The 20,736-nt window shown below is 69.3% G+C and carries 17 protein-coding genes; 11 read left to right on the plus strand and 6 right to left on the minus strand.

The features are described 5' to 3' along the window. The 8 genes from DDV73_RS20955 (at position 1) to DDV73_RS20990 (ending at position 6,497) form a co-directional block, all read left to right on the plus strand. A complete protein-coding gene (locus DDV73_RS20955) occupies positions 1-1,161 on the plus strand; it encodes an acyl-CoA dehydrogenase family protein (RefSeq protein WP_109509197.1) in 1,161 nt (386 codons plus the stop codon). After that, a complete protein-coding gene (locus DDV73_RS20960) occupies positions 1,158-2,060 on the plus strand; it encodes a bifunctional MaoC family dehydratase N-terminal/OB-fold nucleic acid binding domain-containing protein (protein ID WP_109509198.1) in 903 nt (300 codons plus the stop codon). Before DDV73_RS20955 ends, DDV73_RS20960 begins: the two co-directional genes overlap by 4 nt. Then, a complete protein-coding gene (locus DDV73_RS20965) occupies positions 2,060-3,088 on the plus strand; it encodes an acyl-CoA dehydrogenase family protein (RefSeq protein WP_109509199.1) in 1,029 nt (342 codons plus the stop codon). The genes DDV73_RS20960 and DDV73_RS20965 overlap by 1 nt, the downstream gene beginning before the upstream one ends. Continuing rightward, the gene (locus DDV73_RS20970) at positions 3,085-3,465 is read left to right on the plus strand and encodes a MaoC family dehydratase (protein ID WP_109509200.1); all 381 of its coding nucleotides are present in this window, start codon (positions 3,085-3,087) and stop codon (positions 3,463-3,465) included. Before DDV73_RS20965 ends, DDV73_RS20970 begins: the two co-directional genes overlap by 4 nt. Further along, on the plus strand, positions 3,465-4,637 hold the full coding sequence (locus DDV73_RS20975; RefSeq protein WP_109509201.1) for a lipid-transfer protein: 1,173 nt from the start codon (positions 3,465-3,467) through the stop codon (positions 4,635-4,637). Before DDV73_RS20970 ends, DDV73_RS20975 begins: the two co-directional genes overlap by 1 nt. Beyond that, on the plus strand, positions 4,634-5,431 hold the full coding sequence (locus DDV73_RS20980) for a MaoC/PaaZ C-terminal domain-containing protein (protein ID WP_109509202.1): 798 nt from the start codon (positions 4,634-4,636) through the stop codon (positions 5,429-5,431). The genes DDV73_RS20975 and DDV73_RS20980 overlap by 4 nt, the downstream gene beginning before the upstream one ends. Next, positions 5,424-6,164 carry a sulfite exporter TauE/SafE family protein gene (locus tag DDV73_RS20985; RefSeq protein ID WP_161962487.1) on the plus strand — a complete coding sequence of 247 codons (741 nt, stop codon included), beginning with the start codon at positions 5,424-5,426 and terminating at the stop codon, positions 6,162-6,164. The genes DDV73_RS20980 and DDV73_RS20985 overlap by 8 nt, the downstream gene beginning before the upstream one ends. A 141-nt stretch (positions 6,165-6,305) precedes the next feature. Beyond that, the gene (locus DDV73_RS20990) at positions 6,306-6,497 is read left to right on the plus strand and encodes a hypothetical protein (protein ID WP_109509204.1); all 192 of its coding nucleotides are present in this window, start codon (positions 6,306-6,308) and stop codon (positions 6,495-6,497) included. A gap of 16 nt (positions 6,498-6,513) precedes the next feature. Here the strand turns inward: DDV73_RS20990 and DDV73_RS20995 are convergent, their stop codons facing one another. The 4 genes from DDV73_RS20995 to DDV73_RS21010 form a co-directional block, all read right to left on the minus strand. Further along, positions 6,514-6,969, minus strand: a complete 456-nt coding sequence (locus tag DDV73_RS20995; RefSeq protein WP_109509205.1) for an acyl-CoA dehydrogenase family protein — start codon at positions 6,967-6,969, stop codon at positions 6,514-6,516. A gap of 476 nt (positions 6,970-7,445) precedes the next feature. Beyond that, positions 7,446-8,885: a DEAD/DEAH box helicase gene (locus DDV73_RS28880; RefSeq protein WP_206051003.1), complete on the minus strand. Its 1,440-nt coding sequence runs from the start codon at positions 8,883-8,885 to the stop codon at positions 7,446-7,448. An 8-nt stretch (positions 8,886-8,893) separates the two neighbouring features. Beyond that, positions 8,894-9,832, minus strand: coding sequence for a TOTE conflict system archaeo-eukaryotic primase domain-containing protein (locus DDV73_RS28885; protein WP_206051004.1), 939 nt, complete (start codon positions 9,830-9,832; stop codon positions 8,894-8,896). Positions 9,833-9,853: 21 nt separating this feature from the next. Then, on the minus strand, positions 9,854-11,329 hold the full coding sequence (locus DDV73_RS21010) for an AAA family ATPase (protein WP_109509206.1): 1,476 nt from the start codon (positions 11,327-11,329) through the stop codon (positions 9,854-9,856). A 278-nt stretch (positions 11,330-11,607) separates the two neighbouring features. On the opposite strand from DDV73_RS21010, the gene DDV73_RS21015 reads away from it, so the two are divergent. Further along, the gene (locus tag DDV73_RS21015; RefSeq protein ID WP_109509207.1) at positions 11,608-13,569 is read left to right on the plus strand and encodes a thioredoxin domain-containing protein; all 1,962 of its coding nucleotides are present in this window, start codon (positions 11,608-11,610) and stop codon (positions 13,567-13,569) included. A 43-nt stretch (positions 13,570-13,612) separates the two neighbouring features. Here DDV73_RS21015 and DDV73_RS21020 read toward each other — a convergent pair whose 3' ends face one another. Both DDV73_RS21020 and trhA read right to left on the minus strand, forming a co-directional pair. Next, positions 13,613-14,803, minus strand: a complete 1,191-nt coding sequence (locus tag DDV73_RS21020; protein WP_109509208.1) for a S8 family peptidase — start codon at positions 14,801-14,803, stop codon at positions 13,613-13,615. A 158-nt stretch (positions 14,804-14,961) separates the two neighbouring features. After that, positions 14,962-15,690 carry a PAQR family membrane homeostasis protein TrhA gene (trhA, locus tag DDV73_RS21025; RefSeq protein WP_109509209.1) on the minus strand — a complete coding sequence of 243 codons (729 nt, stop codon included), beginning with the start codon at positions 15,688-15,690 and terminating at the stop codon, positions 14,962-14,964. Positions 15,691-15,795: 105 nt separating this feature from the next. Between trhA and DDV73_RS21030 the strand changes: the two genes are divergently transcribed. Together DDV73_RS21030 and DDV73_RS21035 are read left to right on the plus strand one after the other, a co-directional pair. Then, positions 15,796-16,587 carry an isoprenyl transferase gene (locus DDV73_RS21030; RefSeq protein ID WP_476703546.1) on the plus strand — a complete coding sequence of 264 codons (792 nt, stop codon included), beginning with the start codon at positions 15,796-15,798 and terminating at the stop codon, positions 16,585-16,587. Positions 16,588-16,914: 327 nt separating this feature from the next. After that, positions 16,915-20,718 (plus strand): CARDB domain-containing protein, encoded by a 3,804-nt coding sequence (locus tag DDV73_RS21035; RefSeq protein ID WP_109509211.1) that lies wholly within the window; start codon positions 16,915-16,917, stop codon positions 20,716-20,718. Positions 20,719-20,736: the final 18 nt, after the last annotated feature.

The following is a 20,736-nucleotide window of genomic DNA, read 5'->3' on the forward strand; positions in this document are numbered from 1 at the left end:
GTGGACCTGCGGGAGACGCCTGCCCAGCTGCTGCTGCGCAAGGAGCTGCGAGCCTACTTCGCCGGTCTGCTGACCGCCGACGAGCGCCGACGCGTCGGTGAGGAGGGCGTCGGTGGCTCCCGGTTCCGCGAGGTGGTGAAGATGCTCGGCCGCGACGGCTGGCTCGGTATCGGCTGGCCGACGGAGTACGGCGGCCAGGGGCGCTCGGTCGAGGAGCAGTACGTCTTCTACGACGAGGTCCAGCGGGCCGGGCTCCCGTTCCCCTTCGTCACCGTCAACACGGTCGGCCCGACCCTGATGGAGTACGGCACCGAGGAGCAGAAGAAGGCCTATCTGCCGGGCATCCTGGCCGGTGACATCGTCTTCGCGATCGGCTACACCGAGCCGTCGGCCGGCACCGACCTCGCCTCCCTCGCAACCCGTGCGGTCCCCACCGATGACGGCTTCCTCGTCAACGGCCAGAAGATCTTCACCAGTGGGGCCAACACCGCCGACTACGTGTGGCTGGCGGCCCGGACCGACCCGGACGCACCCAAGCACAAGGGGATCTCGATCCTGATCGTGCCGACGAGCGACCCGGGCTTCACCTGGAGTCCGATCCAGACCGTCGGCGGGATGGTCGTGACGGCGACCTACTACACCGACATCGTCGTGCCCCGCGACAACGTGGTCGGTGAGGTCGACGCGGGGTGGTCGCTCATCACCGCGCAGCTCAACCACGAGCGGATCGGCCTGGCCGCTCTCGGTGGCCGGATGATCCAGCTCTGGGAGCACGTCCTGGACTGGGCCCGGGACACCGGCGTGATCGAGCGTCCGTGGGTCCGCGCCGAGCTCGCCCGGACCTACGCGCGCCTCGAGGCGATGCGGCTGCTGAACTGGAAGATGACCGCAGCCGTCGCCGCGGGAGATCTCACCGGCGCGACGGCGGGTGCGGCCAAGACCTATGGCACCGAGACCCACATCGAGGTGCAACGCGCGCTGAACGGGATCCTCGGCGCTGCCGGACGGATCCGTCCGGAGTCGCCTGGTGCCGTGCTCGCCGGCCAGCTCGAGCAGCTGTCCCGCCAGGGCATCGTGAACACCTTCGGCGGCGGGGTCAACGACATCCTGCGCGACATGGTGGCGACCTCGGGCCTGGGACTGCCGCGGGGAAAGCGATGACAACGTACGACGACCGGCTCGCCGCCTTCTCGGGACGGGTGCTCGTCGAGCGACGCCCGGCCCCGGACCCGGTCAACGTGCCGATGATCCGGCAGTGGGTGGAGGCGATGGGCGATGCCAACCCGCGCTACCTCGGGGAGCAACCCGTCGCCCCGGCGTCGATGATGCAGGCCTGGACCATGCGCGGCTATGCCCCGACCGATGCCTCCGCCGGCGCCTTCGAGGAGCTCGTGGCCCTGCTCGAGGAGGGTGGCTACACCTCCGTCGTGGCCACTGACTCGGAGCTCGACTTCCACCGCGAGGTGGTGCCGGGCGATCACCTGAGCGTCGAAGAAGTAGTCGAGTCGATCTCGGCCGAGAAGCGCACCGGCCTCGGAGCCGGCCGGTTCGTCAGCACGCTGAAGACCTATCGTGACTCCGCCGACGAGGTCGTCGCGACCCAGCGCTGGCGGACCTTGCGGTTCCGTCCGGCCGAGCCCGCGCCAGAGGCGGTACTCCGGCCACGGCCGGCGATCAACCTCGACAACGAGTTCTGGTTCACGGCCGCGCGCGAGGAGCGGCTCGTCGTACAACGCTGTGCGGACTGCAAGGCCCTGCGCCACCCGCCCGGCCCCTGCTGTCCCGACTGCACGTCCTTTGCCTGGGACACGGTCGAGGCGAGCGGCCGCGGCACCCTCTACTCGTACGTCGTCGCGCACCATCCGCGGCACCCCGCCTTCGACTACCCGCTGCTGATCGCCGTGGTCGAGCTGGACGAGGGCACCCGCCTGATCACCAACCTCACCGGTGCCACCGCCGACGAGCTCACCGTTGGGATGGCCCTCGAGGTCGAGTGGCTGCGGGCCGATGCCGACCTGACCCTGCCGGTGTTCCGGCCCGTCCGACCCCGGGAGCACTGATGGACTTCACCCACGACGAGGACCTGCTCGCCGTCCAGGAACTGGCGCGCGAGATCTTCACCGACAAGGCGGACGACGAGGCGCTCTGGGAGCACCTGGCCCGCGCGGGGCTGGTCGGGATCGGCCTGCCGGAGGCGCACGGCGGAGCCGGGCTCGGCCTCGACGGGCTCTGTGTCGTGCTCGAGGAACAGGGGCGCTGCGTCGCTCCGGTCCCGCTCTGGTCGGCCGGTGTCGCTGCGCTCGCGGTCGCCGAGTACGGCGAGCTGCCGCCGGGCGTCGCCGACGGGTCGGCGAGGCTCACGCTTGCGCTCGAGGAGTTCGATGGGAACGAGCCGGCGCTGCCCCGCTGCACGGCGACCGCTGACGGCCTGCTGACCGGTGCCAAGGCGGTCGTGCCGTCGCCCTTCGGCGCTTCGCACCTGCTCGTGTCCGCGACCGGTCCTGACGGTCCAGCGGTGTTCCTAGTGCCGACCGACGGTCCCGGCGTCACGTGGGAGCGGACTGAGATCACCAGCCAGGAGCCCGCCGGGAACCTGACCCTCGACGGTGCTCAGGCGGAGCGCCTCGGCGGCGCCGACGCCCTGGCCTCGGTGCTGCGGATGGCAGCCGTTGCGGTGGCCGCGCTCCAGGTCGGCGTGGCGGAGGGCGCGCTGCGCCTCGCGGCGTCGTACACCTCGACGCGCGAGCAGTTCGGTCGCCCGCTGGCGACCTTCCAGTCGCTGCAGCACCAGCTGGCCGACTGCCTGATCGACATCGACGCGATGCGGGTGACGCTCTGGCAGGCGCTCACGGCGCTGGCCGATCAGGGCCCAGTATCTGAGAAGGAGCGTGCTGTCCTGGTCGCGAAGTGGTGGTCGGCTCATGCGGGGCTCGACGTCGTCCACCGGGTGCAGCATGTCCACGGCGGCATCGGCGTCGACACCGACTATCCGGTGCACCGGTACTTCCTGTGGGGCAAGCAGCTCGCGACGACCCTCGGCGGTTCGGCCGCCGCACTCGCGGGCCTCGGCGAGGAGGTCGCCCGATGAAGGTCGGCGACGTGCTGCCCGAGCTGGCGATCCCGGTCACCCGCACCCTGATCGTCGCGACCGCCCTGGCCAGCCGCGACTTCCAGGACGTCCACCACGACCCGGCCCTCGCCGCCGAGCGCGGATCGCCGGACATCTTCATGAACATCCTGACCACCAACGGGCTCGTCGACCGCTTCGTCACCGCGTGGGCCGGTCCGGCCGCCGTGGTGAAGAAGATCAAGATCAAGCTGGGTGTGCCCAACTACCCCGGGGACACGATGACCCTGCGTGGCTCGGTGACCGCAGTCAACTCCGGGCAGGTCAGCGTGGAGGTGGTCGGCGCCAACGAGCGCGGCGCGCACGTGACCGGCCTCGTGATCGTGCAGGTGCCGTGATGGGGAGCCTCTCCGGGCAGACCGCGATCATCGGCATCGGGGCGACCGAGTTCTCCAAGGCCTCGGGCCGAAGCGAGCTCCAGCTCGCCTGCGAGGCAGTGGTGGCCGCGATTGCCGACGCCGGGCTCCGGCCGGGCGACGTCGACGGGATGGTCACCTTCACCGCCGAGTCCAGTGCCGAGATCCACGTCGCGCGCAACACCGGCATCGGCGATCTCTCCTTCTTCTCCAGGGTTCCCCACGGCGGGGGTGCGGCCTGCGGCACGGTCGCGCATGCCGCGGCCGCCATCCACGCCGGGCTGGCCGAGGTCGTGGTCTGCTGGCGTGCCTTCAACGAGCGGTCGGGGGAGCGCTACGGCCTCGGTCAGGCCAGTCGGCCGATGGACACCAACGCCGACCGGGCGGCGTACTCGTGGATGACGCCGTTCGGTCTCTCGACCCCGGCCCAATGGGTGGCCATGTTCGCCCGCCGCTACATGCACGAGTACGGCGCGACCTCCGAGGACTTCGGCCGGGTCGCCGTACTCGACCGCGCCCGCGCCGCTACGAACCCGAAAGCGTGGTTCCACGGCCGGCCGATCACCCTCGAGGAGCACCAGGCCTCGCGCTGGATCGCCGAGCCGCTGCACCTGCTCGACTGCTGCCAGGAGACCGACGGCGGACAGGCACTGGTGGTGGTCTCCGCGGCGCGAGCCAAGGACCTGCCGCACGTACCGGCGTACGTCGTCGGCGCGGCGCAGGCCTCCGGGCGTGACCAGCACATGATGACCTCCTACTACCGCCCCACCATCAGCGGCATCCCCGAGATGGGACTCGTCGGCGACCAGCTGTGGGCCCAGTCCGGCCTGCGTCCAGCCGACATGCAGGCGGCCGTGCTCTACGACCACTTCACACCGTTCGTCCTTCCCCAGCTGGAGGAGCTCGGCTTCTGCGGACGTGGCGAGGCCGCGTCGTTCGTCGCCGACGGCCACCTTGAGCTGGACGGCTCGCTGCCGCTCAACACGCACGGGGGACAGCTCGGCGAGGCCTACCTGCACGGCATGAACGGCATCGCGGAAGGCGTCCGGCTGGTCCGGGGCGCGTCCGTCAACCAGCCCGGCGACGTCGGCAACGTCGTGGTCACCGCCGGGACCGGTGTGCCCACCTCGGCGCTGGTCCTGGGGGCCCGGTGAACGCCGGCGACTGGGCGGCCCGCAGCCTCGGTACCCGAGTGGTGTCGTACGCCGACCGCGACCCCATCCTCTACGCGCTGGCCCTCGGCGCTTCGCCATTGCGACTGGACCTCGTCTTCGAGGAGAAGCTGCGGGTGCTGCCCACGTTCGGGCTCACCCTGGCTCAGTGGGCACCGGACGCGCTCGGCTCGGCGCGGGCCTTCGACACCGCGACAGCCGTGCACGGTGCGCAGCAGCTGCGGGTGCTCGCACCACTGCCGCGCGCGGGGGAAGTCAACATGTCCGCACGCGTCAGCGCGGTCTGGGACAAGGGCGCGGCCGCGGTCTTCGACGTCGAGGTCAGCAGCGACTTCTTCGTGGCGACCTGGTCCATCTTCGCTCCTGGGTGCGGAGGCTTCGGCGGTGAGCGCGGTCCCCGGGCTGTCGAGCGCCCCGAGGGCGATCCCGACCAGGACCTGGCTCTCACGACGACGGCGCAGCAGCCGGCGCTCTACCGGCTGCTCGGCGACCGCCATGCCATGCATGTCGACCCGGCCGCCGCGGCCGCCGCCGGCATGCCACGGCCGTTCATGCACGGCCTCTGCACGATCGGGATGGCCGTGATCGCCCTGGCTGACGCGCGGGGGGTGCACCCCGCATCCCTGACCGAGCTCTCGGGCAGGTTCGCCGCCCCCGTCTTTCCCGGCGACACCCTGCGGGTCCAGGGGTGGAGCGACGGCGACCGGGTGGCCTTCGACGCAGCGGCAGACGGACGGCCCGTGGTCTCGGCCGGCCGTGTCGGCTTCGGTGGCTGAGCTGCTGCTCGTGGCCGGCATCGCGGGACTGGTGTTCCTGCTGGCCGCGGTGACACAGGCCGTGAGCGGCTTCGGGTCCGCCCTGGTAGCTGTCCCGCTGCTGGCCCTCGCGGTCGGGCCCGCCACGGCCGTCGTGGCTGCCACCCTCGTGAGCCTGCCGCTCACGGCCGGTGCCTGGCGTCGCGAACGTGCGCACGTCGACGTGCGCCTGGCCCGGGTGCTCACGGTCGCCGGTGTGCTCGGGATGCCACTGGGGCTGATCGCCCTCGCCCGTCTTGACGACCGGTCGCTGACCGCCCTGGTCGCTGTCGGGCTGCTCGTCGTGGTCGCCCTGATGTGGCGCGACGTGACCCTGCCGACAGGGCGGGGCGCGCTGTGGGCCTCGGGCGTCACGAGTGGCCTGCTGCTGACCTCCACCGGGATGAACGGGCCGCCGCTGGTCCTGTCGCTGCAGGGTGCCGGGCTGGCGCCGCGCCGGTTCCGCGCGACGCTCCAGGCGGTGTTCTTCAGCCAGGACCTGGTGGCGGTGGCAGCCTTCGCAGTGACCGGTCATCTGCACGCCACCACCTGGGCGGTTGCCGCCGGGGGAGTCGCCGGACTGCCCGCGGGCTGGGCGATCGGCAACCGGATCTTCCACGCCCTCTCGGCGGAGCGGTTCCGGGCAGTCGTCCTCGCGGGGCTCGTCGTGACTGCGACCGTCGCACTCGGCAACGCCGCCTTCGTCAGCGCGTAGCACCGCACCGTGCGGGCCACTTGCCGCCACCCGAGCAGCGAGGTCGAGGCCCGAATGTGTGCCATTCACCGGGACCGGCAGGGACGGATCCCTCAGGACGGCGTTCCATGGAACTGGCCATGAGGGTCGGAGGTGAATGACATGACGAACGAGGTCAAGCTGCTGCTCCGCAGGGAGCTGCTCCTTCTGGCCGGTCGCGAGGATATAGCCGCGGCGCAGGAGGCGGCACTGGTGCCCTACTGGGCGCCGTGCCCCGCATCGGTCGTGGGCCACCGCGCTGCGGCCCGCGCGCTGCGCGAGGCTGCGGAGCAGTTCCTGGCACCCACCTGGTGAGCGCCCCTCTCCTGGATCAGAGCGCGAGCTGGGCCCGGCGTTCGTGCGGCCGGCCGAAGAGCTGGCCGAGGGCGTGCGCCCGCTTGAAGACCAGCTGCGCGTCGTGCTCCCAGGTGATCGCGATGCCGCCGTGCAGCTGCACGGTCTCGGCGGCGATCCGCTGCAGTGCCTCGGAGCAGTACGACGAAGCCGCGGCGGTGAGGTCGTCAGCGTCCGGCGCGCCGGTGGCTACGGCGTACGCCGCGGCCCAGGAGATCGACCGGGAGGTCTCGACGTCGACCAGCATCTGCGCCATCCGGTGCTTGAGTGCCTGGAACGACGCCAGCGGCCGGCCAAACTGCACGCGGTCCTTGGTGTAGCCGACGGTCATCTCCAGCGCCCGCTCGGCCAGCCCGACCTGCAGCGCGGTGACCCCGATCGTGCCGGCCGCATGCGCATGTGCGACCGCGGCGGCGTCGCCGATCCGGGTCATGGTTCTTCACGGGGCCGGGAACCCTTCTGAGTAACGCGGCACGACCCCAGCTACCGTTGACCTGGACGTACCCACGGTCGAAGAAGGCGTCGATCGCGCGAAGAGCGTTCTGTTCGCCTAGTCGTAGGCCGCCATAGCCGGCGATGCGGAACTTGGTGCCGAACAGCGGCAGGCGAACCAGCTGTTCGTCAGGTCCTTTCGGGCCGCACAGCTCATCCGCTGCCGAAGCCATGGCGTTGACCTGTCGGGTCTCGGGACGCAGGCGCGGGTCGACGTAGTGCGTCGCAGGCCCCTGTAGGACGGCCGTGCGGCCGATCTCCAGGCCGTCGAGGGGCCGATGCTCCGGCTGGTGCCACGTCTGTGAGCCCCGCCTGAGTGACGCTGATGTCGATGCAAGGCGCAGGTCAGCGGCACATTCCGTGCCGCCTGGGTTCAGCGAAGGTCGGCGTTGGACACGGATTCCGCGGCTTCGTGTATCACTCTCGTGTATCACTCGGGCCAGACGATCTTGGAGGGGTGCGTCGCATGGACTTGCGCGGGTCCGGGAATCCCAGACTGAGGTAGCCGGGTGCGCGCTTGGTGAGCGCGGCCGCGAGGACTGGCACCTCGACGTCGTGGTAATCGTGCACCTCGGCGGTTTGCTTGCCCGGATGGGCTCGGAGGACGCGGCCGGCGTACTGGACGAGGCGTCCCTTGAACGAGACCGGACCTGCTAGGAACAGCGTGTCGAGTGCGGGACAGTCGAAGCCTTCTCCGACGAAGTGGCCCGTTGCGACCACAAGCAGCGGCGAATCGGAACCGGATGGGTCGAGCCGCTCGATGGCTGCGGCGCGCTGCTTGGCGCCCATGCCGCCCTTGAGGACGACCGGGTCCAGCCCGCGCTCGGCGAGTGCCGCGGCGAGGTGGTCGACGTGGCCGGTTCGCTGGGCGAGGACAAGGCAGTGGCGGCCGCGACCGAGTGCCTCCACCACGTCGGTGAGGATCTGCCCATTCCGTGCCTTGTCTTCGGCCAATGCGCGGTGGACGCCTGCGATGGCGCCCGGGACGGACAGATCGACTGGGTCCTCTAGCCGGAACGAGGTCGAGTGGACAACGAGCTCGGGGCGGGGCCGGTCGGCACTGGCACCTTCGAGGGTGTCGGGGTCGGCGTGAGTGAAGGTGTGGCGGACCGGGCCGAGCTGGAAGCCGATCAGATCATCGAGGCCGTCGCGTCGGTAGGGGGTGGCCGTCAGCCCAACCCAGTAGCGGGCGGGGATGGCGCGGACGGCGGTCTCGAACGCGGCTGCCGGGACGTGGTGGCACTCATCGACGATGACCTGACCGTAGGTGCCCAGCTTGTCGGCGAGGTCGGTTCGGCGTGCGAGTGTTTGCAGGGTGGCGATATCGAGGATGCCGGTCAGCTTGGAACGGCCGCCGCCGAGTTGCCCCGGTTTGAGGCCGAGCAGGTCGTTGATCTCGCGGCGCCACTGGTCGGCGAGCGTCTTGCGGTCCACCAGCACGAGCGTGGAGACGGTTCGCTGGGCGATGACGGCACAGGCCATCACGGTCTTCCCAGAGCCGGGCGGAGCGACTAAGAGTCCCAAGTCGTGCGGCAGTGCCGCCTCCACTGCTTCCTGCTGCTGCGGCCTGAGATTGAAGGTCGGCGCGACGTCCAAGGGATCTCCGGTGGCTCGCTGATCGTCGACCTCGACCTTGCTGCCGGCTCCCTGGATGAGTCGCGTCGCCGTGTCGAGTAGTCCGCGCGGGAGGACTAGGTGGTCGTCGAGTGTCTCGTCGTAGGAGGTGATGATGCGGGGGACGTTCCACGTCGATTGGCGGCGACGCTGGCGGTCGTAGAACTCGGGGTTGTAGGTGGACGCCGCGTGCTTCAAGGTCGCATACAGCGAGGGGCTCAGCTCCGAGCCGGGAATCCGCACAGTGCCGTCTAGGCTGAGATGCACGATCGGTGCCGGGTTCGGCTGGGTCTTGGTCGACCGGGCGGGCTGGGCGCGGTTGACGCGTGCCCCGACCGTCGGCTCTCGGAGTGCCGACGCGAGCGTCGTGACTTGCTTTGGGTGAGGCGCTCCAGGGTAGAGAGGTAGTCCCACTGGTCCTCGAACGGCTCCAGTGTGGCCAGCTCGAGAAACACCGTAGTGCCGAGCTTTCGTGACTTGCCGTGGAGCGGGGCCGCTATCAGGTTGCCGGGTCCTTGCCCGGGCAAGACGTCTTGGGAAGGGAAGAGCCGGTCGTAGCAGCGCAGGTCCATGCGGCCACGAATCGCGATCGCTTCGCGGACGAGCGCGGTCCCGAGCTGGCGTGCGGTGGCTGCTGGCACGGGGTCGGTGAAGAAGATCCACACGTGGGCACCGATCCCGGAGCGGGACACCTCCATGGCGGCGGGTGCGCCCACGGCCCGTGCTGCCTTGAGGTATGCGAGCGCGTCGAGCATGGCGGCCTGTCCGTCGAAGTCCGCGGCGAGCCAGCAGGTCTGGTCGCGGGGGAGCATCGGATAGAGGCCGATGTGGACGTCGCCGGTCAGATGCGCGGCGAACACCTCGGGCGTCAGCGGCAGGTGCCGTATGTCGGAGGCTGGTCGCCCCCTGCGCCAGCCACCCTCGACGGCGGGCATCCACCCCGACCTGCCGGTGCGGGCGTTGTCCCAGCGGACGGCGTAGACATCGCGTCTTGCGCCGAATAGCGCGGCGTAGAACTCGACCTTGGCCTGAGAGGACGACCGCGTGTCCACCGGGCCCGGTGCCTTGTCGAACCACGCCGTCTGGGTTCCGCGAGCGGGAGCAGCCTCTGCGTCGGTCAGCTTGAGGAGCTTGCGCAGGCGCGCATTCTCGCTCCGGAGACTGTCCAACTCGGCTTGCAGATCACGCACGGTGTCAATTCTGCCGGTCGGCTATTGGAGCAGCAGGGCAACGAGCGGGGCCGGGACCGCCCATACGTCTCCGCTCACGTCGAGGACGGATTTGGTGGCGAGAATGCCGCGGCTGTACTTCCCGGTCATAGTCCTGGCTTCGCCCTTCCAGCCGTGGCCGACCCACTTGCTCTCCAAGGGAACGGTGGTCACGGGGCCTGCTGGTGAAGGGACAGTGATCGGCGCGAGGTCGACTTCGCCTTCGCGAGCGGTGCGGGCGTAGCCGATGGTGTCGCCGCTGACCCAGCGGCTTTCCTCAAGATCATCGATCGCGCGCGCCATCACTACCCCAATGGCCATCTCGGTGAGCCGAGTCATGTCGGGCGCTGGCATTCCGGACCTTAGTCTCGACGGCAGGGACGCAAGAATCGGGTCGGTCAGGTATAGCTTCGATTGCGCGCCCACGACGATCTTGTCGCCATCGCGTCGCGGACACCACAGGGCGGCGTGACTGGAGACCAGCCGGTTGAGACGGCGTTCGGCAACCGACCGGGAACTGTAGCCGAGCTCTTCGGCAGTGTGGGCGATGTTGAGGGGGCTCGTGGCGCGCTCCGCAAGGGTGCTCAGCAAGCGGGGCACCGAGTCTTGTGGGCCTTCGGGATCGACATCGGTGCGCAACCACGACTTGAGGTCGCCCAAGTAGTTGTCGGAGACCACGCCGTTGCGGGTGTGCTCGGCGACCGCGCGTGGGAAGCCGCCGCAGGTCAGGTAGTCCTGCCAAGCCAGGTCGTAGGCATCGACATCGAATGCGATGGCGTCGAGTGCCCTCGCGACTTCTGGGCTCTGCAGGTCACTGACGTGCACAGCGTCGAGTGGGGGTGTTTGGCGGCGGGAAGCGGTCATGTAGTCGCGGAAGGTCATCGGCAGCAGGAGGCGGGTACGTCGTCCAGGCGTTGTCCCGGCCCGGCCGGCGAGCAGGTTTCCTTGGACGTCCTCGTCCGCGGCCCAGCGGCTGCCAGTGGCGATTACGGTGTCGCCGCCAAAGTCTGTGGTGTCCCGCGCCAGCTTGAGTGTTGCGGTCCAGCCCGAGACTCCGCTGATCTCGTCAAGAAGCCACACGCGGGGCTGGGGCTGGGGCTGGTCGAAGTCGATAGCCCGGGTCAGCTCGCGTGCGAGAACCAGGCAGCGTCGCACGTCTTGGGCGCTCATGCCGTCACAAGGGAGGTAGACAACCTGTCGAGGATCGAGGTCTGGCCGAGCGCACAACTCGGCAGCGGTGTCGAGCAGGGCAACTGACTTCCCGATGCGACGAGGGCCGGTGAGGACGATCAGAAGGTCGGTGATCGGGCCGGTGCGGACATCGTCGAGAATGCCGGGCCGATAGCCGAGGTCGTAGTCCTGGCGACTACGAAGGATGCGCTGGTGGGTGATCCATGCCGTCGGGTCCTCGCCCGCGCTTGCGGCTCGCCACCACGGATTCGAGTCCACCAGGTGCTGTCGCCGCTGATCGTCTCTCATGGCCTCACCGTAGCAGTCTGGAAACACAGAACGGTACGGGTACGGAGTCTGTTGACAGAACAGAGAGGTACGGGTTCAAGAGTTGCGATGCAACAGAACGGTACGGTTCAGGGCAGGCCAGCCTGACAGAACGGTACAGGTCTGACTCATGCCGACCGAGCGGCCAGGTTGATACACGTGCCACTGGCTACCAGTGGTGGGGCCTCATGTATCAGCTCGTGTATCACTCGACGTCGAGACACTGCTGCGCGGGACCGGGGTGCGGAATGATGGAACGTATGAACCGTCTGGGTGCCGCGACGAGCCCGTATCTCTTGCAGCACAAGGGAAATCCCGTCGACTGGTGGGAGTGGGGCGAGGAGCCGTTCGCGCAGGCGCGGGCCCGCAACGTGCCGGTGCTGCTGAGTGTCGGGTACGCCGCGTGCCACTGGTGCCACGTGATGGCGCACGAGTCGTTCGAGGACGCCGAGACGGCGGCGTACCTCAATGAGCACTTCGTCAGCATCAAGGTGGACCGGGAGGAGCGGCCCGACATCGACGCGGTCTACATGTCGGCGACCACGGCGATGACCGGGCACGGCGGCTGGCCGATGACCTGCGTGCTCGACCACGACGGCCGGCCGTTCTTTGCGGGCACCTACTTCCCGGACCAGCCGCGGCACGGGCAGCCGTCGTTCCGGCAGGTGCTGGAGGCGCTGCGCGACGCGTGGGACAGCCGCGGCGATGATGTACGGCGGGTGGCGGCCAACATCACCGAGCATCTGCGCCGCGAGTCCGCGCTGCCGGCCGGGTCGCTGGACGAGGAGGCCCTGGCCGGCGCCGTACAGACGCTCGCGGCGGAGTTCGACCCGACGGCCGGAGGCTTCGGCAACGCCCCCAAGTTCCCGCCGTCGATGGTGCTCGCCTTTCTGGAGCGGCATGCCCATCGGACCGGGAGCGCGGTGGCGCGGCAGCTGCTGGACGCGACATGTACGGCGATGGCGCGCGGCGGCATCTACGACCAGCTCGGCGGCGGGTTCGCGCGCTACTCGGTCGACCGGGACTGGGTGGTGCCGCACTTCGAGAAGATGCTCTACGACAACGCGCTGCTGCTCGGGGTCTACGCCCGCTGGGGCGGCGCGCTGGGGGAGCGGGTGGCGCGGGAGACCGCCGACTTCCTGCTCCGCGAGCTGCGCACGGCCGAGGGCGGCTTCGCCTCCGCGCTGGACGCCGACAGCGAGGGCGTGGAGGGCAAGTTCTACGCCTGGACGCCTGCCGAGCTGGTCGCGGTGCTGGGCGAGGACGACGGCGCCTGGGCGGCGGAGCTGTTCACCGTGACCCAGGCAGGCACCTTCGAGGAGGGCGCCTCGACGCTGCAGCTGCTCCACGATCCCGACGACCCGGAGCGGTACGCCGAGGTCCGGCGCCGGCTCCTTGCCGCCCGTGCCGAGCGGGTCCGGCCGGAACGCGACGACAAGATCGTGGCCGCCTGGAACGGGCTCGCGATCTCCGGCCTCTGCCAAGCCGGGCTGCTGCTCGACGAGCCGGCGTACGTCGAGGCTGCCGTCGCCGCGGGCGAGCTGCTGGTCGGGCTGCACCTGGTCAACGGCCGGCTGCGCCGGGTCTCCCGGGAGCGGCTGGTGGGCTCGCCGGACGGCGTACTCGAGGATCTCGGCTGCGTGGCTTCCGGCTTCGTCGCGCTGGCCCAGGCGACCGCCGACAGCGTCTGGCTGGACCGAGCCAAGCTGCTGCTGGACGACGCGCTCGCCAGGTTCCGCGCCGACGACGGCGGTTTCCACGACACCGCGTCCGACGCGGCCGCGCTGGTGGCCCGGCCCCGCGACCCGTCCGACAACGCCTCGCCATCGGGCCTGTCGTCGATGGTCCACGCTCTCGCCGAGTACGCCGCGCTCACTGGCGCCGGCGACTACCGCACCGCAGCCGAGGAGGCGCTGGCCACCGTTGCCACGCTCGGCGCCAAGGCACCCCGGTTCGCCGGCTGGTCGCTCGCGGCCGCCGAGGCGATGCTGGACGGACCGGTCGAGATCGCGGTCGTCGGCGAGCCCGGGGCTGCGCGCGACGCGCTGGCTGCCGTCGCTCGCCGTACACCTGGGGCGGTTGTCGTGGTCGCCGAGCCGGGGGCGTCGGCGATCCCGCTGCTCCGTGACCGGCCGACGGTCGACGGCCGGCCGGCGGCGTACGTCTGCCGCAACCTGGTCTGCGAACGCCCCGTCACCGACCCGTCACTGATTCTCCAGTGACGGGCCGGTGACCGAGGCGGGTCAGCGGCGGGTCAGCGGCTGGTCAGAGGCCGTTGCTGAACAGCAGGCGGTTGGCGGTGCCGCCGGTGCTGCCGCCGCTCACGATGTCCGGCGTCGCGTTGGCGACGAACCAGTCGTGGACGGTGGCCGAGGCCGCGTCGCCGTGGGTGTCCTTGTACAGAGCCGCCAGACCCGTGGCGTGCGGGGTCGCCATCGAGGTGCCGTTCCACGCCTCGCTGCCGCCGGTGATCACCGTCGAGACGATGGCCGCGCCGGGGGCGTAGAGGTCGACGCAGGCACCGGTGCTGGAGAAGCTGGCCCGTGCGTCGGCCGAGGTGGACGCCGCGACGACCAGCGCCGAGTCGACGTTGCGCGGGAGCCGGTCACAGGAGTCGGCGCCGGTGTTGCCGGCGGACGCCGCCAGGAACACGCCGCTCGCGATCATGTTCTGGATCGAGGTGGCCAGGGCGTCGGAGTAGGTGAAGTTCCACGACGCGTTGGCGACCGCGGGGCTCTGGTGGTTCGCCGTCACCCAGTCGATGGCCTTGATCGCGCCGGCCTTCTTCATGCTGCCCGCGCAGTTCATCACCTTGACGCCGTGCAGGCTGACCTTCTTGGCGATGCCGAAGGTCTTCGAGCCGACCGTGCCGGCGACGTGGGTGCCGTGGCCCTGGCAGTCGGTGTTGTTGCGGTCGGCGGTGTTGAGGTCGAACGTCGCCCGGCCCTCGAACTCCGGCAGGTCGACCTTGATGCCGGTGTCGATGATGTAGGCGTGCACGCCCTCGCCGGTGGCGTTGTAGGTGTAGCCGCTGTCGAGCGGCAGCGCGGCCTGGTCGACCCGGTCCTGGCCCCACGACGGCGGGTTCGGCTGGGTGGTGTCCAGGGCGTTGTCGATGACCGCGTCCTGCTCGATGGCCACCACGTCGGGGTGCCGCTGCACGGCGCGGAGCTGGCCGGCGGTCAGCGTCGCGGCGAAGCCGTCCAGCGCGGACTCGTAGATGTAGTCGGTGCGGACCGACAGCGACTTCGCGAGGCCGCGGGCGTTGCTGCCCTCGCGGAGCGTGACGATGTAGGTGTCCTTGACCGGGTGGACCTTGCTGGTGGCGACGGCCCGGTCGACCGGAACCAGGGAGGCGGCCTTGGTGTCCGGCGCGGCGGCTGAGACCAGGCCGGTGGTCGGCAGGGTGAGCAGCGCCGCGCTGGCGACGATGGTGGTGCGGAGAAGCATTCGCATGAAGAGTCCCTCTCTCGGCAGGCCCCGGATGGGCGTGGGCGGGCCCGAGTCGCCGAGAACCTGTGGTGAGGGACGCTAAGTACGAGAAATTCTTGGGTCAACGCTGTCGGTTGGCAGATTCCTGCCTTGCCGGATTGTGACGTTCTCGACCGCGTCGGTCAGCGCAGTGAGTACGTCGCGAGCGAGACGCCGACGTAGTGCGTGGTGAAGGCGAGGATCGTGAAGGTGTGGAAGATCTCGTGGAAGCCGAACCAGCGCGGTGACGGGTTGGGCCGCTTGAAGCCGTAGACCACGGCGCCGAGCGTGTAGAGCACGCCGCCGGCCGCGACCAGGACCAGGACGGCGATCGCGATGCCGGTGCTGAACCTGTCGGCGCCGGCCGCGAAGTCCGGGATGAAGAAGACCGCGGCCCAGCCGAGCGCGATGTAGATCGGGGTATAGAGCCAGCGCGGCGCCGAGGTCCAGAAGATTCGGAAGATCACGCCGAGGATCGCGCCGCCCCACACCACGCTGAGCAGCAGCACGCGGTCCTTGCCGTTCAAGAAGAGCAGCGTGAACGGGGTGTAGGACCCGGCGATCAGCAGGAAGATGTTGGAGTGGTCGAACCGGCGCAGAAAGGCCCAGACCTTCGGCGACCAGCTGCCCCGGTGGTAGATCGCGGAGACCGTGAACAGGATCATCGCCGTCGCCACGAAGATCGCGGACCCGACCCGGGTCGACGCGGTCGGGGACAGCACGATCAGCACGATGCCGGCGACCAGCGTGAGCGGCGCCGTACCGAGGTGCAGCCAGCCGCGCAGGTGGGGCTTCATCTCGGCGACCTTGTCGTGAAGGTTGTGGAGGTGCTCACCCGCCTCGGCTCGCAGTTCGGAGATACGCGCGTTCATAGCCGATAGGTTACGGGACCGTAGGTTACGAGCGGGCATCATCCAGATACACAGCGTGCCGCAACACCGTGCGATGCCTCACAGGCCGTCGGTAACATCAAGCGCGTGGCGGAGTGGAGGACTGCAAAGTTGAGGGAGGGGATCAAACGGATCTTCTACCCCGCGTATGAGTCGCGGGTCCTGAAGAACCTCGAACCCGACCAGCTGCCCAAGCACATCGGCGTGATGCTCGACGGCAACCGGCGCTGGGCCAAGGCCGTCGGCGCCGACACCGCCCACGGCCACCGGGCCGGCGCCGCCAACATCGAGCCGCTGCTCGGCTGGTGCGAGGAGATCGGCATCGAGGTGGTCACGCTGTGGCTGCTGTCCACCGACAACCTCAACCGCGCGGCGTCCGAGCTGAACCCGCTGCTCGGGATCATCGAGGAGGCCGTGGCCTCGCTGGCCGACCAGAAGCGCTGGCGGCTGCACCCGGTCGGCGCCCTCGACCTGCTGCCCGCCCGCACCGCCGAGCGGCTCAAGGAGGCCGAGGAGGCCACCCGGGGCGTGGATGGCATCCTGGTCAACGTCGCGGTCGGGTACGGCGGCCGCCGCGAGATCGCCGACGCGGTCCGCTCGCTGCTCCAGGAGCACGCCGGCAAGGGCACCTCGCTGGAGGAGCTCGCCCAGATCATCGACCCCGAGCACATCGCCGATCACCTCTACACCAAGGGCCAGCCGGATCCCGACCTGGTGATCCGGACCTCCGGTGAGCAGCGGCTCGGCGGCTTCCTGCTCTGGCAGAGCGCGAAGTCGGAGTTCTACTTCTGCGAGGCGCTCTGGCCCGACTTCCGGAGGGTCGACTTCCTCCGCGCGATCCGGGCGTACGCCGAGCGCGAGCGCCGCTTCGGCAACTGATCCGGGGCGGACGTCATACGAACCGCGGGTCATGACGACCACCTCGTATGACGCTAGCCGGGACGTCATACGAACCGTGGGCGATAGGCACCGCACCGTATGACGTCCGGCCACCCGAGCTTCCTGAACCGGGGGCAGCCAGGTTGCCCGAAAGGGCAAAAAGGACATAGTGCCTTCGGCATCGTCCGAGTGGCCTGAGTTTGCGCCATTTCCCCAGACCTTCGGCTCGCATCGTAAAGAGGTAGGTAAAGCCGGTCCGAGACAGGTGCGGCGCGGAGTACACCAGAGGGGCTCTCCGTCCCTCCCAGGCTCACGTGCGAGGTCACCGTGTCCAAGGTCAGCTCACCCACCGGCATCTCGGCCACCAGCTCACTGCGACGCGCATTCGGTGTCGTCGCCGCGCTCGTCCTCGCCCTCGTCGGGCTTTCGGTCCTCGGCCCGCCGGCGCAGTCGGACCCGGTGCCGATCTCGGTCACCGTCACCCCGTCGGCCGCGAACGTGCCCTCGGGCTCGTCGCTGACCTACAACATCCACGTGACCAACTCGGGCGGCGCGCAGCTCGACGACGTCGTACTCACCTCCCAGATCAACGGCATGACCGGGCTGATCCTGACCAGCACGGTGGGCTCCTGCGGGCACAGTGACAACCTGGTGACCTGCAACGCGGGGTCACTCGAGGGCTTCAGTTCCTGGGACATCACCATCCGGGGCACGGTGACGGCCGCCAACGGGACGACCCTGCACAACGGCGCGACCGTGGCCGCGACCCATTCCAGCAACACCTACGCGTCCAGTGACTTCACCAACGTGCTGGTGACCAACTCGGTGACCGATCCGCGGCCGGACCTCAAGGTGAGCGTCCAGGGCCCTACTTCGATCGGCGACAACCAGCAGGCGACGTTCAACCTCACGGTCAACAACATCGGTACGGCGAACGCGGTCGACGTGCGTGTGGTCAACACCCTGCCGCTCGGCTTCACGTTCAACAGCGCCACCGGCAACAGCCTGTTCACCTGTAGCAACTCACCAGCGGGCTCCCTGACAGTCCTGTGCACCGGCGGACGGGTGAACATGGGCGCCAACGCCACGATCCAGATCGTGGCGACCTCGGGCTTCGGCAGCGACGCCATCGAGGACACCGCCGTCGTCGACCCGTACGACGAGATCGACGAGCTCGACGAGCTGAACAACACCGGAAGCCTGATCTCCCAGAACACCCCGCCGCCCGCCCAGCAGGGCCTCACGATCACCAAGACCGACGCTCCGGACCCGGTGCGGCCGGGCCAGATCATGACCTACGACATCCACGTCGTGAACATCGCGGCCACCCGCGCCGACAGCGTGGCGGTCGTCGACAACACCCAGGGTCTCGACGCGGCGAGCATCCAGGCCACCACGACCAAGGGCGTCTGCACGGTCACCGCGCCGAAGGTCGTATGCACCCGGAAGAACCCGACGCTGCGGCTCGAGCCGGGCGAGAGCATGGACGTCCAGATCAAGGGCCGGGTGGTCAACACCGCCGGCAGCCTGATCACCAACACCGCCACGGTCTCGGGCAACATCAAGAACAAGGGCGTCACCAACACCTCGCTGACGACCACGACGGTGAACCCCGGTGTCGACCTGAGCGTGGTCCAGCACGCGGTGGTCAACCACAACGACAACGCGGGCGACGGCGTACCCGATGCCTTCCGTGCCTGGGACAGCTTCGACTACGAGATCTCGATCGGCAACAGCGGCCTGGACGACGCCACCGACGTGGTGGTGCGTGAGCAGCTCGCGGCCGGCGTCACCCTGAAGTCGTTCGTCGCCCCTGCGGGCGTGGTCTGCGGCCAGGGCGGCACCGTGGTGACCTGCTCCGGCCTCGACGTCGCGGGCTCGCTGAGCTCCGGCGACCCGGGCGGCACGTTCGAGAAGATCGTGCTCACCGTGATCGCGCCGCCGACCACCGGCGTCATCGACGCCACGGTGACGGTCGACCCGAACAACGCGATCTTCGAGTCCGACGAGACCAACAACTCGTGGACGACCTCGGCGGACATCGAGACCGGCATCGACCTCACCGTGACCAAGGCGAGCGAGCCGAAGGTCGCGCCGAGCGGCACCCTGATCTACACGGTCACCGTCTCCAACATCGGCACCCAGGACTCCACCGGCGTCGTCGTCCGCGACACCCTGCCGGCGGGCACCCGGTTCCGTGAGGTCGTGGGCGACCACAACTTCACCTGCACCCACAACGGCGCCGCGACCGGCGGCGTGGTCGAGTGCCGCGGCGGGCGACTGCGCGGCACCCACGACCACACGCTCGCGCCCGACGAGGCGACGATCACGATCACGCTGTTCGCGCCGGCGGCGCCGGGCTTCATCAAGAACCAGGTCCGGGTCGATCCCGACGGCGAGATCGACGAGATCCTCGAGAACAACAACATCAACACCCTGATCACCGAGATCACGATCGCGGGCGGGTGCTGCGTCTACCACGAGTTCACCATCGACAAGACGCAGGTCTCCCCGGCCGGCAGCGTGGCCCCGCACGGCATCGTGGAGTACGACCTCACGGTGACCAACGAGGGCAGCGACGTGGCATTCGACGTGACGGTCGTCGACCATATGCCCGATGGGATGACGTTCATCGAGGCCGAGGACACGCTGCCCGGCACCGGTGCTTTCACCTGTGAGGTCGCGGGCCAGGACGTCACCTGCGTGGGCGGCACCCTGGACGGCTCGACCGGCCAGACCGCACAGCCGGGCGACACCACGCGAACGATCCACCTCAAGGCGTTCGCGCCGGACCAGCCCGCGACGTACACCAACCAGGCCGAGATCGACCCCGACAACACCCACCCCGAGGCCAACGAGACCAACAACTCCGACGCCGTCGACACGGTGGTCGCCCTCGGTGGCGGTGGGTCATACATCGACCTGAAGGTGGACAGCAAGCAGACCGGGCCGATGGACGCCGGCAACCCGACCGACGTGGTCCCGTCCGGCACCCTGCAGTACACGCTGGACGTCAGCAACGTCGGTACGGCGGTCGCGTTCGACGTGGCGGTGCGTAACACGATCCCGCAGGGCGCGGTGTTCCGGTCCGCCAAGGACACCGCGACCGGTGAGGGCGCATTCACCTGCAGCCACGCAGGCGGCGTGATCACCTGCACCGGCGGCACCCTGGACGGCTCGAACAACGACACCCCGGCCGCCGGCGACAACGTCCGGCACATCGTGATCGACCTGTTCGCGCCGACCCAGCCCGGCACCTACACCAACCAGGCCGTGATCGACCCGGACGAGGAGATCGCCGAGAACGACGAGACCAACAACTCCGACCAGACCAGCACCAACGTCCGGCTCAGCGGTGGCGGCAACTACACCGACCTGGTGGTCGACAAGGTGGTGCCGGACGACACGACGGTCTTCCCGGGCCAGCAGTACAAGTACGACGTGACGGTGAAGAACACCGGCACCGACCCGGCGTACAACGTGGCGGTCCGCAACACCCTCGACCCGGGCCTGGTCTTCGTCAACGCGACCGCGCAGAACGACTTCGACTGCAGCTTCAGCGGTGGCGTGGTGCTCTGTGACGGCGGCGTGCTCGACGGCAGCAACGACCTCGACCCGAACCACGACGCCGACGCGGTCATCACGATCACGGTCAAGGCGCCGCAGAGGAAGGCCTACCTGTACCCGATGCAGAGCCGGATTGACCCGGCCAACACGGTGCCGGAGTCCAACGAGGCCAACAACACCAAGTCCGAGAACGTCACGGTCGACCCGCAGCTGAACCTGATCCTGAAGGACGTCCAGAGCGACGGCACTCAAGGCAACCCCGGCACTGTCACCTGGACTGCTCAGGCGACCGGCGACCCGGCGGTGGATGACGTCTACGTCGTGATGAACGTGGCCGTCGGGATGATCCCGCTCAACATGTCCTCGGTGCCGGCCGGCTGGTCGTGCCAGGTCGAGGAGAACCCGATCAACAAGGTGACCTGCCATGGCCCGCTGCACAACAACAGCGTCAGCTTCACGCTGGACACCTACGTGACCGGCGAGTCGCCTCACAGCAACGGCGAGATCGACCCGGACGAGGTCTTCCTGGAGACCGACGAGGTCGACAACGCGGCCAACGGCTGAGCCGGACCGGATCCGGAG

Source organism: Nocardioides speluncae (assembly GCF_003121585.1).
Taxonomy (GTDB): Bacteria; Actinomycetota; Actinomycetes; order Propionibacteriales; family Nocardioidaceae; genus Nocardioides; species Nocardioides speluncae.